The sequence below is a fragment of the Rhizobium sp. NZLR8 genome (assembly GCF_019685025.1).
Lineage (GTDB): Bacteria > Pseudomonadota > Alphaproteobacteria > Rhizobiales > Rhizobiaceae > Rhizobium.
The window spans coordinates 40,802-59,126 of the sequence record NZ_JABDVY010000002.1 but is presented as its reverse complement, the minus strand read 5'-3'; the positions used below and the strand labels follow the sequence as shown (position 1 = coordinate 59,126).

The following is an 18,325-nucleotide window of genomic DNA, read 5'->3' as shown; positions in this document are numbered from 1 at the left end:
ATTCGAGGAATGCCGATGAACAGGATCGAGCGGCTCCCGGTAACCGTGCTGGCCGGCTTCCTCGGCGCTGGTAAGACGACGCTCCTCAGCCACGTCCTGAATAACCGTCAGGGCCTGCGGGTCGCCGTCATCGTCAACGATATGAGCGAAGTGAACATAGACGCCAGTCTCATTCGAGACGGCGGCTGCAACCTGTCGCATACGACGGAGACATTGATCGAGCTCAGCAATGGCTGCATATGCTGCACCCTGCGCAACGATCTCCTGACGGAAGTACGACGGCTGGCCGAAGACCGGCGATACGACTATCTGTTGATAGAAGGTACCGGCATTGCCGAGCCGCTCCCCATCGCGGCAACCTTTTCCTTCCGCGACGAGAACGGCGTCTCGCTCGCCGATTTTGCCAGGCTCGACACAATGGTCACCGTGGTCGACGCTGCAAACCTGTTAGCCGACTACAGCAGTGCCGATCTGCTTGCCGACCGCGGCCTGCAGCGCGACGGTGAGGACCGGCGCACACTCATCGATCTGCTGGTGGATCAGATCGAGTTTGCCGATGTCGTCGTGATCAACAAGATCTCGGAGGCGACCGAAGGGATCCGCGCGGAAGTTCGCAAGATCATTTCTGCACTCAACCCGGACGCACGCCAGGTGGAGACGGATTTCGGTGAGGTTTCGCTCGCAACCCTCCTCAATACGGGCCTCTTTGATGAAGCAAAGGCGGCAGCGCACCCGTTGTGGCACAAGGAACTGTACAGCCCTGATAAGCATGTTCCGGAGACGGAGGAGTACGGGGTCTCGAGCTTTGTCTATCGCACGAGGCGCCCCTTCGACCCCAAGCGGTTTCGAGCATTCCTGGACGAGCCGTGGCCGGGGGTGATCCGCGCCAAAGGCCATTTCTGGCTTGCCACGCGCCCGCGTCACGTTGGCCTGATGTCGGCCGCTGGCGTGCAACGGCGCTGCGAGCCCATGGGGCTTTGGTGGGCAGCCGTGCCCCGGCAGGATTGGCCAGGCCATCAGCAGTTTCGTCAGCACCTTGAGAGCCGGTGGGACAGCGCTTGGGGCGACCGCCGGCAGGAATTGGTTTTTATCGGCGTTGGTATGGACGAGACAGGTGTACGGACCGCGCTGGACGGATGCCTCGCCAGCGCCGATCCGCGCGGCTGGGCCACCCTCGAAGATCCGTTTCCGGCCTGGTAGCACGGGGCGCAGGACAACGCTCGAGTTGACCACCTCGACCAGCCGGACCAGCAGAATGATACGGAATCAGAATTCCTTTCAACCAGCGTCGGCCACTTGGCAGAACGGTGGGCAGCTTTGAAGCTTGTCGGCCGGCGTGCGGTGAGGATCATCCTATGGGCGTAGGGGGGTACCTCCCTCATACCCCGGATTGCTGTCGTACGTTCCCTTAGCAAAGGTGCCAGAATGAACGTCATGCTACAGCGGGCGAAGAGCCGGCCGATGCGGAAGGGGACGCCGCTGATGCGGAGAATTCATGTGAGTAATCGTGAGTACCTGAGTACATTTGGTGGAGCGTTGAGTATCTTTCGTGCATCCTCCGCCTGGAGCGCAGTACTTGCATCCGCGACGGTCGTATCGTCGAGAAGTACCGATGGCTCCCTAAGCTTTGCCAATCAGGGCAGCGCAACCGTCCAATCCTCCTTCACCGGCACGGTCACATCTTTCCTGATATCATCAGGCGACATGCAATCGTCCCCTGCGTCGTCGACGGCGATGCCTGCGCCTGCTGCCGATGGCGGCGCGCAGGATACGTCCACGAAGACGGCGTCGGCTGCGACGGTCTTCCAGACGCCTTCCTCGACATTGCAACGCACTGTGCTTGGCCCGGATCCGGCCGAGGAGGCTGCGACACTGCCTGCTGCTCCCGCGCTTACGGGTGTTACCAGCGATGCCGATACCGGCAGCGCCAAAACGGCGGCGCCGGTCAGTTCTTCCAGCAGTCTCGGCACGGCTTCGTTGCGCCTTCAGGCCTCGATAGCATCCATCTCGGTGGAGCCGAGCCAGGACGTTTCTGCTGAGACGACCGCGGCCCCGACGGCACTGATGGCATCGATACCGGCAGCTTCGGCTGCGGCGACGCCCAACAAGATCGCGCTCGAAAACCTGAAGCAGGGCAACCCGATCAGCGAGTGGGGTCTGGAGGGTGACGGCGGCGGCACCATTCAGGGCTTCGCCACCGAAATCAGCACGAATATCGGCCAGACGGTCGATTTCAAGATCGCCACCGATTCCACCCATTACCGCATCGATATCTACCGCATGGGCTATTATGGCGGGGCCGGGGCGCGCAAGGTCGACTCGATCGAGCAATCGCTGACCACGGCGCAGATCCAGCCGCATCCGATCGTCGATATGTCACTCGGCCTCATCGACTGCGGCAACTGGTCGGTCTCGGCGAGCTGGCAGATTCCGACGGACGCGGTCTCCGGCGTCTATTTCGCCAAGCTGGTGCGCGAGGACGGCACCGCAGACGCCAGCATCATTCCTTTCGTTGTGCGCGACGACGCCTCCACCAGCAATATCGTCTTCCAGACGTCCGACACGACATGGCAGGCCTATAATGCCTGGGGCGGCGCCAGCCTCTACTATGGCGAAGTGCCCGTCGATCCCGCAAGCATGATCGGCTACCTGCCACCGAACTGCAGCTGCGGCCTGCAGGCCATCGGCCGGGCCTCGGCGGTCAGCTATAACAGACCGATCATTACCAATACGAGCCCGATCGGCGGTTCGCACGACTACATCTTCGGCGCCGAATCCTCTGCCATCTCGTGGCTGGAGCAGAACGGCTATGACGTATCTTATATTTCGGGCGTCGATGCAGCGCGTAGCGGCAGCCTGCTGCTCAACCACGACGCCTATCTCTCCGTCGGGCATGACGAATACTGGTCTGCCGAACAGCGCGCCAATGTCGAGGCGGCGCGCGATGCCGGCGTCAACCTCGCCTTCTGGAGCGGCAACGAGTGCTACTGGAAGGTCCGCTGGGAAAGCAGCATCGACGGCAGCGGCCAGGCCTACCGCACCATGGTCTGCTACAAGGAAACCTGGGGCACGAGCACGGATCCGAGCAATGTCGGCACCGGCACCTGGCGCGATCCGCGTTATGCCGATGCGGGACAGGAGCCGGAGAATTCGCTGACGGGCACGATGTTCCAGGTGGACAGCTACCGCTCCGATACGATCTCCATTCCCTACGACTATTCGAACCTGCGCTTCTGGCGCAACACCGATGTTGCTGAGCTGCAGCAGGGCGAGAGCTACAATCTCGTGCAGAACCTGCTCGGCTACGAATGGGATTCCGATGTCGAGAACGGCTTCCGTCCGGATGGGCTGATCGACCTGTCACTCTCCTCGGTCTCGGTAAGCACCTATCTGCGCGATTACGGCACGACGGTCGGCGATGCGGTGGCGACCCACAGCCTGACCATGTATCGGGCGGCAAGCGGCGCGCTGGTCTTCGGCGCCGGCACAGTCTTCTGGTCCTGGGGGCTGAGTGACAACCATCAGGGCGCGGCGACGTCAACCGATCGCAATGTGCAACAGGCGATGGTCAACATGTTCGCGGACATGGGCATTCAGCCGACGACGCTGGATGCGAGCCTGATCCTTGCGACACAATCGACCGACACGCTGAAGCCCACCTCGTCGGTCACGTCGCCGATCGTCGGCGCAAGCTTCCTCGAAGGGCAACATGTGACGATCACGGGCACGGCGCAGGATTTCGGCGGCGGCATCATTGCCGGCGTGGAAGTCTCGACCGATGGCGGCCAGCACTGGTTCAAGGCCACCGGCCGCGAGAGCTGGAGCTATAACTGGGTCGTCCAGGCGAGCGGAACCTACACGATCATGTCACGGGCCGTCGACGACAGCGTCAATATGGAGGCGTCATCGGCCGGCAAGCAGGTCACCGTCACCTTGCCGGGAACGACAGGCCTCTGGACGCTTGCGGAAAAGCCGGCGGTCGAAGTGGCGATCGATCGCGATTCCGTCGAGCTCGGCCTGCGCTTCCAGACGACGACAGCAGGCTCCGTGGAGGGCATCCGCTTCTACAAGGGCTTCTCCAATATCGGCGACCATGTCGTCAGCCTCTGGAGCGCCAACGGAACGCTGCTGGCATCAGGCGTGTCCGTCGACGAACCGCTCTCCGGCTGGCAGACGGTGATGTTCTCTTCGCCGATCCAGATTGCCGCCGGCACGACCTACGTGGCCTCCTATCACAGCGGCGGTTTCTTCTCGCTGACAAACAATTATTTCACCGGCGGCACCTATGCCAGCGGCGCGGTGAAGGCCGTCGATGGCGGCGGCGTCTTCGCCTACGGCACCACTGCCGGCACGTTCCCCGGCCAAAGCCCCGGCACCGGCACCAATTACTGGGTCGACGTAGTCTTCGATGCCGGGCCCAACAGCGCCCCGGTTGTGACCGACGATACGGGGCTGACCATCACCCGCAACGACAGCGTCGTCATCTCGATCGCCTCGCTCATCGGAAACGATACGGATCCGAATGGCGATGCGATGACGATTTCGGCCGTCGGCAATGCCGTCAACGGCACGGTGACGCTCAACAAGCAGAACGGCGCCGTCATCTTCACGCCGACCAACAATTATTCGGGGCCTGCAAGCTTCACCTATACGCTGTCGGACGGGCGCGGCGGCACGGATCAGGGCAACGTCAGCCTCACCGTAAACCAGGGCCCTGCCGGGGAAGCACTGTTTACCTCAAGCGAAGGGCCGACGGGCGCAAGCTTCAACGACGGTCAGTCGCTGGAACTCGGGATGAGGTTCGTCGCTTCGTCCAGCGGCATGATTTCCGGCATCCGCTACTACAAGGCGGCCGGCGATACCGGCGCCCATACCGGCTCCCTCTGGACGGCCGACGGCACGCTGGTCGCGACCGTCACTTTCGCCGACAGCGGATCGGTGAGCGGCTGGCAGACCGCGACATTCACCAAGCCGGTGCATATCGCAGCCGGCACAACCTATGTCGCCTCCTACCACACGACAGGCTCCTATGTGGCGACATCAGACTATTTCACCTCAGCGCATACCAACGGCGCGCTGACGGCGCTTGCCGGCAGTAACGGCGTCTTCGGCAATGGCACGGATTTCCCGACTTCCAGCTACCAGTCGTCGAACTACTGGGTGGATGTCGTCTTCAACCAGACAACCAATGCGGTGCCGGTCGCCGCCAATGACAATGGCTACACGACCTATTCCAACACCGCACTTTCGATTGCCGCAGCCAGCCTGCTTGCAAACGACCATGACGCCGATGGCGATCCGCTTAGCATCACCGGCGCGAATGGTGCGGTCAACGGAACCGTGTCGTTCAACAGCCAGACCAAAACGGTGATCTTCACGCCGAACTCTGGCTATACGGGTTCAGCAAGCTTCTCCTATTCGATCTCGGATGGATATGGCGGCACGTCGTCGGCCACTGTGAGCCTCGCGGTCAATTCGCAGCCTGGCGGCGGCACGACCGCAAGCCTGTTCACCGGCGCCGACACGTCGGGCGTTACCGCTGCCAATGACGCCAACTCGGTCGAACTCGGCGTCAAGTTCATCGCTTCCGCCAGCGGCCAGATCACCGGGCTCACCTATTACAGGAGCGCCCAGGATACCGGCACGCATGCCGGCTCGCTCTGGACAGCGAGCGGCCAGCTTCTGGCTCAGGCGACCTTCATCAACGAGACGGCGAGCGGCTGGCAGACGGTTTCCTTCATCCAGCCGATCAATGTGACGGCCGGCGCCACCTATGTGGCGAGCTACCATTCGAACGGCTTCTATTCCGCAACGGCGAACTACTTCACGACGGATCATACGAACGGTGCGCTGACGGCGCCGTCGAGTGCGGCGAGCGGCGGCAACGGCCTTTATGCCTATGGCTCGGGCAACCTGTTCCCGACCGCTTCCTACAATGCCAGCAATTATTGGGTCGACGTGCTCTATCAGCAGGGCGGCGCGCAGAATGCGGTTCCGGTCGCCGCCAATGACAGCGGCTTCTCGACCAATACCGGCACGCCGATCACCATCCAGGCCTCCGTGCTCCTGGCAAACGACGCCGATGCCGATGGCGATCCGCTTGTCATCACCGGCGTCAGCGGCGGGGTCAACGGCTCGGTCGCCTACGATGCCCAGGCCCAGACGGTGACCTTCACGCCGACGGCAGGCTATTCGGGACCGGCAAGCTTCAGCTACGCGATAGCAGACGGCAAGGGCGGCACGGCGTCGGCGCAGGTTGCCCTCACCATCAACGGCGGCCAGACGGGAGGGCCGGAGCAGAACCTCTTTGCCGCCGGTGCCACGCCGTCGATCGTCTCCATCAACGACAACCAGCAAATCAATCTCGGCATGAAATTCCAGGCCGATACGTCAGGCTGGATCACCGGCGTCCGCTTCTACAAGGGGGCCGACAACACCGGCCCGCATAGCGGCTATCTCTGGACCGCCTCGGGCACGCTGCTCGGCAGCGTCACCTTCAACAACGAGACGGCCAGCGGCTGGCAGACTGCGCAGCTCACCCAGCAGATCGCGGTCCAGGCGGATACGAGCTATGTCGTTTCTTATTCGAGCAACGGCAATTACTCGGCGACCGGCAATTACTTTGCCAGCGATGTGACGAACGGCGATCTCAAGGCGCCCGGCGGCAGCAACGGCGTCTATGCCTACGGGGCGGGCGGGTTGTTCCCGACAGCCAGCTACAACAGCACGAACTACTATGTGGATGTAGCGTTCAAACCGCAGCTCGCGGCGTAAAGCCCGCGAGGATGCAAGGCCAAGCATGCTGTAAAGAGTGAGAGTTTCGATGATGAGTGCAGACAACAGATTGCCCGTAACGGTTCTCGCCGGGTTTCTCGGCGCCGGCAAGACGACTGTGCTCAATCATGTCCTGAGTAATCGGGAGGGTCGCCGGGTTGCTGTCATCGTCAACGATATGAGCGAGGTCAATATCGATGCGGATCTCGTGCGCGAGGGCGGTGCAGACCTCTCGCGCACCGACGAGACGCTGGTAGAGCTTACCAACGGGTGCATCTGCTGCACCCTGCGCGACGATCTTCTGAGCGAAGTGCGCCGGCTCGCAGCCGCCGGCCGTTTCGACTATCTGCTGATCGAGGGAACCGGCATTGCCGAGCCGCTGCCGGTCGCAGCCACCTTCTCCTTCCGCGACGAGAGCGGGGCTGCCCTCTGCGACGTGGCGCGTCTCGACGCGATGGTCTGCGTCGTCGATGCGGTCAATCTTCTCACCGATTACCAGAGCGCCGAATTCCTTGCCGATCGCGGCGAAAGGCGTGACGGGGACGATGAGCGCAAGCTCGTGGACCTGCTCGTCGAGCAGATCGAATTTTCCGATGTCGTCATCATCAACAAAGCAGGCGATGTGCCGTGCGCCGACCTTGCCGAGGTTCGCCGGGTCGTCGCGGCGCTCAATCCGGATGCCCAGGTCGTCGAGGCGGTTTTTGGCCAGGTGCCGCTTGGCGCGATCCTGGATACCGGCCTCTTCAGCGAAGCGAAGGCCGCCCGCCATCCGCTCTGGCACAAGGAACTTTTCGGTTGGGGCGATCATGTGCCGGAGACCGAGGAATACGGCATAACAAGCTTCGTCTATCGCAGTCGCCGGCCCTTCGATCCCCTGAGGCTCAAGGATTTCCTCGACCGGAAATGGGCGGGCCTCATCCGCGCAAAGGGCCATTTCTGGCTGGCGACGAGGCCGGACGAGATCGGCCTTCTGTCAATTGCCGGCACCCAGTGCCGCATCGAGACCAGGGGGTACTGGTGGGCCTCGGTGCCGCGGGTGCAATGGCCGCGCTTTCCGCAGTTCCGCCAGCTCATCGACCGGCATTGGGACGATGTCTGGGGCGATCGCCGCCAGGAGCTCGTCTTCATCGGTTCCGGCTTCGACGAGGAAGCGATCCGTGCTGCGCTCGGCGATTGCCTGACCGGCGAGGAGACGGGTTTCGATCCGCAAACCGCCGTCGGCCTCCGCGATCCGTTTCCGGCATGGCAGCACGGACATATCCTCGCACATTCAAATAGTTAGAAGTGTCATGATGGGCGTAAGACGGCCTAGTGTGAAGACGTTTTGATTACCAACCAGAGGAGAGAACAATGAGTGACGAACTTTATGCAGATGGCATCGGCGAAATCACCATTACCGGAACGATCGTGCGCATCGACCTGATGTCGCTTTCGGCAACCGATCGTGACGCCAACAACAACCCGAAGCCGGTCTTCCGTCAGCGCATCATCATGCCTGTCGATGCCTTCGCCAATGCGGTCGACCTCATGCAAAAGGCGCTCGGCGGGTTGGTCGAGGCGGGCGCGGTCCGTCGTATCGGCGATATGTCAGCTGCGGCGGCTGCCGATATCCAGTCGGTACAGCCCGGCGCTTCGAACGCTTCGCCGAACTTCAACTGATAAAACAAATAGTGACTGGGTCTCGTATTGTTTCGGGTGGGCCATGAGTGGTTTTCTGCATACCAACCTGCACTGTCTAGCGCTCGTCGCGCGTCATCACGGCGTCGATCTCGCGCCTGAGCGATTGCAGCACGACTATGCCGTCGGCAACGATCCCGTTGCCGTGCGGCAGCTGCTGCGCATGGCCAAGGATGCCGGCCTCAGAGCCCGGCATCTGACGCTCGGCTGGCGATCCCTGTTTCAGCTCGGCGAAGCCTTTCCGGTGATCGCGGAACTGACGAACGGCAACTGGGTGGTCATCGCCGGCGCCGTCGGGGAGGGTGAGGAGGAGAGAATTCGCGTTCTTGACCCGCTCGCGTCACGCGCCGAAGTGATGATGCTCAGCGAAGAGCAGTTCGCCAAGGCCTGGCTCGGATCGGTGATCCTACTGAAGCGCAACTATCGCATGTCCGACGAGGACCGGCCCTTCGGATTTCGCTGGTTCGTGCCCGAGATCATCAAGCAGCGTAGCTTCTTCCGCGATGTCGCGCTCGCTGCCTTCGTGCTCTACGGGCTGGGCCTGACGACGCCGATCTTCTTCCAGCTTGTCATCGACAAGGTGCTGGTGCACCAGAGCTATGCGACGCTGACGGTTCTGACTATCGGTATTGCTATCGCGCTCGTCTTCGACGCGACCTTCAGCTTCCTGCGCCGCTATCTGCTGCTCTACGCGACGAACAGGATCGACATCCGCGTCGCGACACGCACCTTCGGCCATCTGCTCAACCTGCCGATCGCACTTTTCGAGCAGGCCTCGGCCGGCGTTCTCGTCAAGCATATGCAGCAGACGGGGCGCATCCGCGAATTCCTGACGGGGCGCCTGTTCCTGACGCTTCTCGACGGCGTTTCGCTCTTCGTCTTCGTGCCGATCCTGCTTCTCTATAGCGTCAAGCTGACGCTTGTGGTGCTCGGTTTCGCAGCGCTCGTCGGCCTCGTGGTGATGATGCTCGTCGGGCCGTTCCAGCGCCGGTTGCAGGCGCTTTACCAGGCCGAAGGCGACCGGCAGGCATTACTGGTGGAAACCGTGCACGGCATGCGCACCGTCAAATCGCTGGCACTGGAGCCGCGCCAGCGCAAGGTGTGGGACGATTATTCGGCCCAGTCGATCTCCGTGCGTTTCCGGGTCGACAAGATTTCGACCATCGCCCAGTCGCTGACCGGGCTTCTGGAGAAGCTGATGAGTGTCGCGATCATCGGCCTCGGCGCGCTCGATGTGTTTAACGGCTCGATGACCATCGGTGCGCTGGTCGCCTTCAACATGCTCGCCGGCCGGGTCTCCGGACCGCTGGTGCAGATCGTCACCATGGTGCACGAATATCAGGAAGTGGCGCTCTCCGTGCGCATGCTCGGCGAGATCATGAACCAGCGGCCGGAGCAGGCGGGCCGCGGGCGAGGTGTTCGGCCGCATCTGAAGGGCCGCATCGAATTCGACAGGGTCACCTTCCGCTATGCGCCTGATAGTGCGCCTGCGCTCGACAATGTCTCATTCGCCATTCCGGCGGGCTGCGTCTTCGGCGTGGTCGGCAAGAGCGGGTCGGGCAAGACGACGATCACAAGGCTCATCCAGGGGCTTTATCAGAGCCAGGAAGGCCTCGTGCGCATGGATGGCTATGACAGCCGCGAGATCGACCTGGTGCACTTAAGAACCAGCATCGGCGTGGTGCTCCAGGATAGTTTCCTGTTTCGCGGCTCGGTTCGCGAGAATATCGCCGCCGCCAAGCCCGATGCCAGCATCGAGGAGATCATGGAAGCCGCCCGCATCGCCGGCGCCGAGGAGTTCATCGAGCGTCTGCCGCGCGGTTTCGACACCATGCTGGAAGAAAACGCCGCCAACCTGTCGGGCGGCCAGAAGCAGCGCCTGGCGATTGCCCGCGCGCTGATCACCGATCCGAAGCTGTTGATCTTCGATGAGGCGACGAGCGCGCTCGACCCTGACAGCGAGGCGATCATCCGCGACAACCTCAGCCGCATCGCCGCCGGCCGGACCGTGGTCATCGTCTCGCACCGGCTTTCGACGCTCGTCGATGCCGATGCCATTCTCGTCATCGATCGCGGCAAGGTCGCCGATATCGGCCGGCACGATCAGCTCGTGTCGCGCTGCATGACCTACCGCCACCTGTGGTCCCAACAAATGAGGCAGGTCGCATGAACGCGCACGCCAGAAAATCCAGCGAAAACCTGCCGGTTCCTTCAGACAAAGGCTCCACAGGCCAAGGCCTCTCAGACAAGGGCCCCTCAGACACGGGAAGGCAACTGACTGCCCGGCCGCCGCTGCCGCCGGCAATAGCGGAATTTCAGTCCGATGCCGTCGAGCTCGAGGAGCGCGCGCCGCCGCGGGTGGCGCGCATGACGCTCTACTGCGTGACGGCGCTGCTTGCCTCAGCGATCATCTGGGCCTCGGTTTCCTCCATCGACGAGGTGGTGATTGCGCCCGGCAAGCTCGTCACCACCCAGCCGACCATCGTCGTCCAGCCGCTCGAAACATCGATCATTCGCACGATCGAGGTGAAGGCCGGCGAGGTGGTGCATGCCGGGCAGACGCTGGCGACCCTCGATGCCACTTTCAGCCAGGCCGATGTCGACCAGCAGCAGGCGAAATTCTCCGCACTCGACGCCCAGGTGAGACGCATCGAGGCCGAGCTTGCCGGCGTCGACTATACGAAGATGGCGGGAGATACGCCCGACCAGATACTGCAGTCGCAGCTCTTCGGCCAGCGACAGGCCTTCTACGCGGCGCAGCTGCAGAATTTCGAGCAGCAAATCGCCGGCCAGTCGGCGTCGCTCACCGCCAGCAAGAACCAGGAAGCGGTGTTGACCCAAAGGCGCGATGGGCTCTCGCAGATCGAGGCAGCGCGGGAGCGGCTTTATAACACACAGAGCGGCTCGCTGATCACGCTGCTCGGCTCCCGCGACGCCCGCCTCGACGTCGAATCCGATCTGACCGCCGTCCGCGGCCGGGCCGACGAGGCCGCCCACTCGTATGCCAAGCTCCGAGCCGACCGCCAGGCCTTCATCGAGGATTTCCGCCGCGCTGCAATGGAGCAGCTGGTGGAGCTGCGCGGCCAGCGCGACATGGCTGACGAGGAACTGAAAAAGATGGAGCTGCGCCGCAACATGGTGGCGCTGACCGCACCCGCCGATGCCGTCGTGCTCGACCTGGCGCAACGCTCGGTCGGCTCCGTCGTGCGCGAGGCCGAACCGGTGGTGACGCTGGTGCCGATCAACGTGCCGCTCGAAGCCGAAGTCTCGATCAACACCCGCGACATCGGCCGTGTCGCCGTCGGCAAGGAAGCGCGTATCAAGCTCGACGCCTATCCCTTCCAGAAATACGGCACCGCCTCGGGCGAGGTGAGAACCATCAGCCAGGACACGTTCCTCACCGGCCAACAGGAACAGAGCGCCACCCCCGGCCAGCCGGCAGCCCCCTTCTTCAAGGCCCGGATACTGCTTGCCGATACAAGGCTGAATGCCGCAGATGTGCCGGTGCGGCTGCTTCCCGGCATGACCGTATCCACGGAAATCAAGGTCGGCAACCGCACGGTGATCTCCTATTTTCTGTATCCGTTGCTGCGTGGCCTCGATAACGCAATACGCGAACCGTAGGACGCGATGGATCAGTTCGCCCCGAACGAGATCCCGAGTGACTTCGCAGGTCCTCGATCCGGGTGACTTCATGCCCACGCCCGCCCCAGGGAGACCATATGCATCGAAACCGCGGTCACGAACCACGCGTCGCAGTATGGCCAGACGATTTCCGACGATATCGCGTCGAAGGAGCCGGTCAGCGGGAAAAGAGGGGACTATTCTGGATTTGCCGTCGCCGGGGTGATTCTGGTTGCGGACTTCGTGTACGCCAGACGTAGGGCTAAGAAAGCACTTGGATGAGCGGTACCCGATGTGGCCTTCACATATTGACGAAATGATTCCGATCTCAATCCCCGAGAGCGTTTCGAAAGTCCTGACAGTAAACCGACAGCTAGTGACCTCTATTGATCGGAGGTCGCCCGGACGGGTTACTCAAAGGATAAAAACATCATGTTGAAACTGATCGCCGCTGTCGCAATCATCGCCGCCACGCCGATATTGGCATCGGCTAGCCCAAGTTGCACCAAGGAGCCGAAATCAAAGTGGATGTCCGAAGACGCCATGAAGGCCAAGGTCGATACGCTTGGCTACAAGGTGAAGACATTTGAAATCACTGGCAATTGCTATGAAATCTACGGCAAGGACAAGGACGGCAAGCGAGCCGAGGTCTATTTCAATCCGGTATCCGGTGATATTGTCCAGAAGGGCGAATGAGGATGACGGTGATCTCGCTAAGGAAGGAGGGCGCATCGCCCTCCGACGTCGCTCCGAAAAGCGTCAAGGTCTGGTATCCGGTTGTCCGGGTATTCCACTGGACCATCGTCGTTGCCAGCACCCTCAATCTTTTCATTTTGGAAGAGGGCAAATACTGGCATCGCATTACGGGCTACGTGGTGGCCGCTGCGATCGGCATTCGCTTGAATGGGGTTTCGTTGGCACGAAGCACGCGCTCTTTAGCGACTTCTTTCCGACGCCGCGTAAGGTCATGGATCAAATCCGTGGCATTGTCGGTCGGAACGAGAAGCGCCATCTCGGCCACAGTCCCCTGGCATCTGTGATGATGCTGTTGCTGATCGTGCTTCTTGTGGCAACTGCCACGACTGGTTGCATGACGACACTGGATGCCTTCTGGGGCGAAAAATGGTTGGAGCGATTGCACGGCACGATTGCCAACAGCATTATAGTGCTTGCTTTCATCCATGGCGGCGCTGCTATTTTGGAAAGCTGGCGGCATCGGGAAAATCTCGTCTGGTCGATGGTTACAGGTCGAAAGAAGGCATGAGAGTTCTGCTCATCGAGGACAGCGCCCGGCTTCGCGATCTTCTTTGCGAGGCGATCAGGGACGAAGGTTGGAAGATCGACGCCTTCGGGACAGCGCAGGAAGGCCGGCTTGCGCTCCGTGAGGGCGAGTACGATCTCCTGCTCCTCGATCTCGGTCTGCCTGACGAAGATGGCATCGACGTCTTGAAGTCTCTTCGGGCCGCTGGCATGCAGACACCGGTGCTTCTTTTGACGGCGCGTGGTGCGATCGACGAGCGGATAGTCGGGCTTGATGCAGGCGCCGACGACTATCTGGCCAAGCCGTTTCACAATGGCGAACTGGTTGCCCGGATACGCGCAATCATGCGCCGGGCGCCCCTCACTTCCATGCCAGTGCTGGAATATGCAGCAATTCAATTCGATGTCGCTTCACGACAGGTAATGTGCGCCGGCACAGAGATTGCGCTTGCCCCATCGGAGAAAGGATTGCTCGAGCTTCTGATGCGTAACGGTGGCAAGGTGGTCGCAAAATCAAGGATCGAGCACACGTTCTCGGAATTTGGCGCTGAAAGAAGTAGCAACGCCGTCGAGCTGGCAATCTCCCGTTTGCGCAAGAAGTTGGAAGGTCATGGGACCTACTCATCGATCGAAACAATCAGAGGGGTTGGCTATATGATGCGCGAGGTACGCGATTGAGCCGATCCCGCCCGACGCTCGGAGCCATTCTGGCGCGCCGAATTGCATTCTTCGCGATCCTGGCCATGCTCTTGCAGCTCGCCGTCGTCTTCTCGGACTACTACTGGAATGTAGGGGAGCTTTCTCGACTGTTCGTCGAGCAGGAAACGGAGCGGCTCGCATCTGGGATCGTGGTCGATGGTGCAAGCGTTCGATACCGAATTCCTGAAAATGTGCAGCAGCGTTACAGTCAGGGTAGCACCGGCTACGTGGCCCGTGTTCGTCAAGCAAGCGGCGCGCTCCTGTTCGAGTCTTGCGATGCCGCCTGCGAGGAGCGCTTCCTTCCGGCCGATGTCAACCCGCCGGATTTCTGGTTGCGATCCTTGACGCCCGGCAAGCCGTTGTCGCTTGTTGGCGGCAGGGCATTTTTCATTGGAAATCAGCGTTTCCTTGTCGATATCGCAACGATCGATGATCCTTCCGACGTCATGTCCGATGTCCTTTGGAACGAGGTGATAGAACACCTGATCGTGCCGATGAGCATTCTCCTGATCCTCGTCCTCGGTGGAACCTTGTTGTCCGTCCGGCAGGCATTGCGTCCGGTGCGGGCCGCGGCAGAAGCGGCCGATCGCATCGACCCAATGGATTCCCGTTCGCATTTGGGTTTCGACGAAATGCCGCGGGAAGTCGCGCATCTCGCGGTCGCGGTCAACCGCGCCTTCAAGCGGGTCGGCGAGCTAATGAAGTCGCAAAAGATCCTGACATCTGGGATCGCCCATGAAGTCCGAACGCCGCTTGCGGCTTTGAAGCTGGAACTCGGGCATATCGACCATCCTCGTGCGAGGCAGGCGGAGGCCGACGTCGATGATCTCGTCCGTTTCGTTGGCCAGCTCACCGCTCTCGCGCGGCTCGACAGCGTTGACCACAGCATGTTCGAGGAGATCGACCTTGTCGAGCTATCGTCATCAATCGTGACCCAACTCGCCCCGTGGGTCTACGAAAACAATCATTCGCTGGAGTTCGTTTGTCAGGTCCAAGCCGCTGGGCTGCAGGGTGCCCCCACGCTGTTGAGAGACGCGCTGCGCAATTTGATCGAGAATGCTGTCCGGCACACTCCCAATCATACCATTATAATCGTTCGTGTCGGTGGCGGCACTATTGCGGTCGAGGATCAGTATCCTCAAGGGACGCTGCAAAATACGATGGACGAGAGAAGATCAGATAGCCTCGGGATCGGGCTGAAGATTGTCGAACGCATCGCAGAGATACATCAGGGGTCGCTCTCGAAATCAAGATCCGCGTCGGGACACATCTTTGAGCTGGACCTTCGGTGAAGGTTTACGCGAAGTGTTCGCTGACTTATTCGTCGGACGAGCTGCGCCCGTTTGTAGGACCTGCTGCACAAGGCCACGGCCATCAAATGGCCCTGGCCGATGATGACGCCTATGAACTTTGCGCGACCGTCAAAGGTAATCTGTTAAAGCGAGTTCCAATCAATGCGACAGGAATATCGGCGTCCTACCGTTTTCGATCATGCTGCGGGTCACGCCCCCGAAAAGCGTCTGCTGCCAGCGATGCCGAAGTTGATGTCTTTGATCTTGGTCACGGAAGGCCATCGTCTCAGGAGCGCCTGGCATCCATTCTGGGCACCGTTCCAATGCTGCTAATTCAACGCCGCAGCAGAGGTCTCTCCCGCCGCCTGAATCGGCACGCCCCTCGCGCCTTCTAGTGCGCGAGAAGGACCGGCATGTCAGCATTGCAAAGGAGTTCCCGAGTGACGCCGCCAAGGATAAACTCGCGAAGCCGGGAGTGGCCAAATCCGCCCGCCACCAGGAGATCCGCATTCCGTTCGAGCGCGGCCGCTTGAAGGGCGGCAGCCGGGGACTGCCCGCCGGCCTGAATCGATACGTCTTCTACCTCGAACCCGGAGTGCCTCAACGAGGATATCAGGAGCGAACGGTTCGCTTCGTCGACCTGCTTGTCGTCGATCACCGAGATGACCTGCATCTTCGTCAGCCGCTCGGCGAATATACGGGCGCAGGAGATCGCTCGTGCCGCGGTCACGCTGCCGTCCCAGGCGATCGCAACGGTATCGACGCGACCACAGACGCTACTGGCAGGAAACAGAATCAACGGACGGCCGCTCTCGAGCAACAGCGTCTCCGAAAGCTGGCGAGAGAGTTCCGATGCCTCCACTATGGACAGGTCGTGGCTCCTGGCGATTTTCGCGAAGCACTCAAAGACGAACGGCTCCCTGGCGTCGAAGCCATGAATTCGCACCTCGACGCCGCTCTCCGAGGCCGCGTCGGCAATGTATTTTCGAAGCGAGGCCCCACTGTCGCGGCTATACCCTTCCGCTTGCCCCCGCCATGAGTCTACATCGACCACCGTTGGAAACGGCGGGTGGATCGGTGGGATCCGCACCTGCGGGATACTGGCGAGGAGGTCGGCGCCAATCTGGCGGGCGAGGTCGATCGCGTTGCCAACGATGGTGAAGGAACTTGCATCGGGATAAGTTGACAAAGGGAGATGGAATTGTGGTTTCATGCTGACCTCCTGAGGTTATACCTCCGCCATGATGCATCCCGAGCCGAACTTCGCATTGCGCTTCGTCAAAGCACCGCCGTGTCCGGTCGGAGCGCAACCCGGACAAACTGACGTCGGACCGCAGACGACGATGTCTGCCAAACCAGTCCGGGCGGTACTGCGCGTGCCGACTGACTCGCAGCAACTTTGACATAGGGAGGCCCTTGTGAATTCCATGGTCGTTGCAAGATTTGCATTAGCGCTTTCCATCGGTCTCCTGGTCGGGCTGGAACGTGGCTGGCGGGAGCGGGATTCTCCTGCAGGGAGCAGAACCGGGGGCATCCGAACCTTTGGCATCTCGGGGTTGCTTGGAGGTGTAATTGCGGCCTTGGCCAACGCGACCGGGTCCTCGCTGCTCCTGGCTTCCGGCTTCATGAGTTTTGCCGCCGTATTCGGACTCTTCAAGCTGCGGGAGGCCTGGGACGACGAAGACTACAGCGTCACCTCGGTCATTGCCGCGCTATGCGTTTTCGGACTCGGCGCTCTTGCAGTCGATGGCGATCCCGTCGCCGCGGCGGCGGGCGGCACTGCCCTTGCAGCCATACTGGCGAGCCGCGACGTTCTTCACGCCTTCCTCAGGCGTTTGACTTGGGTCGAGCTGCGCTCGGCTCTGATGCTTGCGGTCATGACGGCCGTCATACTTCCTCTTTTACCAAACCGCGATGTAGGTCGGGCACTGACGGTGAACCCCTTTGAAGTATGGCTTTTCACCGTCTTGACCGCGACCATCTCTTTTGCAGGCTATATCACCGTACGCCTATTCGGCTAGAGGAAGGGCACTTTGATCGGCGCAGCCGCCGGCGCCTTGGTCTCGTCCACGGCCGTGACGCTAACGCTGGCTCGTTCCGCCAAGGATGGAGCGGAATTTTGGAGACTTGCCGGCGCCGCGTGTTTGGCGGCCACGGTGTCTATCCTGCGCGTGGCTGGGCTGACCTTGATCGTTGGTCCCGCAGTCTTGCCGAAGATAGCGCCTGTGGCAACGGTCGCGGCAGTGGTTTTCGCCTGCATGGCCGTGTTCTTGACGAGGTCTGAACACAAGCGGGCCGCCGTCGACGTCTCGGCCCGCAACCCCTTCGAGGTCCGCTCGCTTTTCCTTTTTGCGACGATATACGTACTGGCGCTTTCTGCGAGCGAAGTCCTGGTCGCATACCTGGGAAATTCTGCGGTCCTGTTGGCCTCGATCATCTCTGGCAGCTTCGACGTCGACGTCGCAGTGTTGACGGCGCTGCGCCGGACCGACCTCCAGGCTTCGGACATCGTCGTCCACGCGGTACTGGGCGCCATGGCTGCAAACGCAATTGGCCGCGTGATACTGGCAGCATCCGTCGGTCCCGCCCGGTTCACCATGCTTTACGCCGCCACCACGACAATGGCGATCGCTTTCGGCTTCATTGTTTTCATCTGGAATTCACAATGATCGCTCGCGCGGACGTGGCGATGACGCGACGGATCAGAGACGGGACGCCGCCAGCCAGTTAGAAATGCGACGCTGAGCATCTCCACTCAGGACTTGCGCAGTTGTCGCGACGCTAAAGCGTGTCGCGATCTTTCAGATTCGCTCGTCACGCTTTAGGTCTTTGTTTTTACGCATGTCTTTAACGCAAAACCGCAGCACACTTTTGCGAGACAGGCTCTAGCTGATGTGATTTTCTTGAGGGCCGCCGGTGCGTTCTTCCGCGCGAATTTTGGGGGCGAACGCCGTCCACCGGGGTTGCTGCTTGACGCTCCACACACGCGACCTCACACT

12 protein-coding genes and 1 pseudogene are annotated in these 18,325 nt (G+C 61.2%); 12 read left to right on the top strand and 1 reads right to left on the bottom strand.

Annotated features, from left to right (window positions below; translation table 11 throughout):
* The first annotated feature begins 15 nt into the window (after positions 1 to 15).
* The 10 genes and pseudogenes from HJB89_RS04325 to HJB89_RS04280 all read left to right on the top strand — a co-directional run bounded on the left by HJB89_RS04325 (position 16) and on the right by HJB89_RS04280 (position 15,326).
* On the top strand, positions 16 to 1,200 hold the full coding sequence (locus tag HJB89_RS04325; RefSeq protein ID WP_221149058.1) for a GTP-binding protein: 1,185 nt from the start codon (positions 16 to 18) through the stop codon (positions 1,198 to 1,200).
* A 225-nt stretch (positions 1,201 to 1,425) separates the two neighbouring features.
* Positions 1,426 to 6,774 carry a DUF4082 domain-containing protein gene (locus HJB89_RS04320; protein WP_221149055.1) on the top strand — a complete coding sequence of 1,783 codons (5,349 nt, stop codon included), beginning with the start codon at positions 1,426 to 1,428 and terminating at the stop codon, positions 6,772 to 6,774.
* Positions 6,775 to 6,823: 49 nt separating this feature from the next.
* Positions 6,824 to 8,056 carry a GTP-binding protein gene (locus HJB89_RS04315; protein WP_207584411.1) on the top strand — a complete coding sequence of 411 codons (1,233 nt, stop codon included), beginning with the start codon at positions 6,824 to 6,826 and terminating at the stop codon, positions 8,054 to 8,056.
* Between the two features lie 68 nt (positions 8,057 to 8,124).
* The gene (locus HJB89_RS04310; protein ID WP_207584412.1) at positions 8,125 to 8,433 is read left to right on the top strand and encodes a hypothetical protein; all 309 of its coding nucleotides are present in this window, start codon (positions 8,125 to 8,127) and stop codon (positions 8,431 to 8,433) included.
* Between the two features lie 43 nt (positions 8,434 to 8,476).
* On the top strand, positions 8,477 to 10,621 hold the full coding sequence (locus HJB89_RS04305; RefSeq protein ID WP_221117634.1) for a peptidase domain-containing ABC transporter: 2,145 nt from the start codon (positions 8,477 to 8,479) through the stop codon (positions 10,619 to 10,621).
* The gene (locus tag HJB89_RS04300) at positions 10,618 to 12,075 is read left to right on the top strand and encodes an HlyD family type I secretion periplasmic adaptor subunit (RefSeq protein ID WP_221117635.1); all 1,458 of its coding nucleotides are present in this window, start codon (positions 10,618 to 10,620) and stop codon (positions 12,073 to 12,075) included. The genes HJB89_RS04305 and HJB89_RS04300 overlap by 4 nt, the downstream gene beginning before the upstream one ends.
* A gap of 429 nt (positions 12,076 to 12,504) precedes the next feature.
* On the top strand, positions 12,505 to 12,771 hold the full coding sequence (locus tag HJB89_RS04295; RefSeq protein ID WP_207585179.1) for a PepSY domain-containing protein: 267 nt from the start codon (positions 12,505 to 12,507) through the stop codon (positions 12,769 to 12,771).
* Positions 12,772 to 12,773: 2 nt separating this feature from the next.
* Positions 12,774 to 13,339 (top strand): annotated as a pseudogene (locus HJB89_RS04290) (cytochrome b/b6 domain-containing protein).
* Positions 13,336 to 14,013 (top strand): response regulator transcription factor, encoded by a 678-nt coding sequence (locus tag HJB89_RS04285; protein WP_207584415.1) that lies wholly within the window; start codon positions 13,336 to 13,338, stop codon positions 14,011 to 14,013. Before HJB89_RS04290 ends, HJB89_RS04285 begins: the two are co-directional and overlap by 4 nt.
* Complete coding sequence (locus tag HJB89_RS04280; protein WP_221149054.1) at positions 14,010 to 15,326, top strand: HAMP domain-containing sensor histidine kinase; 1,317 nt, start codon at positions 14,010 to 14,012, stop codon at positions 15,324 to 15,326. Before HJB89_RS04285 ends, HJB89_RS04280 begins: the two co-directional genes overlap by 4 nt.
* Positions 15,327 to 15,717: 391 nt before the next feature.
* Here HJB89_RS04280 and HJB89_RS04275 read toward each other — a convergent pair whose 3' ends face one another.
* Positions 15,718 to 16,539, bottom strand: coding sequence for a universal stress protein (locus HJB89_RS04275; RefSeq protein WP_221149047.1), 822 nt, complete (start codon positions 16,537 to 16,539; stop codon positions 15,718 to 15,720).
* A 214-nt stretch (positions 16,540 to 16,753) separates the two neighbouring features.
* Here HJB89_RS04275 and HJB89_RS33090 point away from each other — a divergent pair, with 214 nt between their 5' ends.
* Positions 16,754 to 17,347, top strand: coding sequence for an MgtC/SapB family protein (locus HJB89_RS33090; protein WP_259671981.1), 594 nt, complete (start codon positions 16,754 to 16,756; stop codon positions 17,345 to 17,347).
* Between the two features lie 12 nt (positions 17,348 to 17,359).
* Positions 17,360 to 17,995 carry a DUF4010 domain-containing protein gene (locus tag HJB89_RS33085; RefSeq protein WP_259671974.1) on the top strand — a complete coding sequence of 212 codons (636 nt, stop codon included), beginning with the start codon at positions 17,360 to 17,362 and terminating at the stop codon, positions 17,993 to 17,995.
* Positions 17,996 to 18,325: the final 330 nt, after the last annotated feature.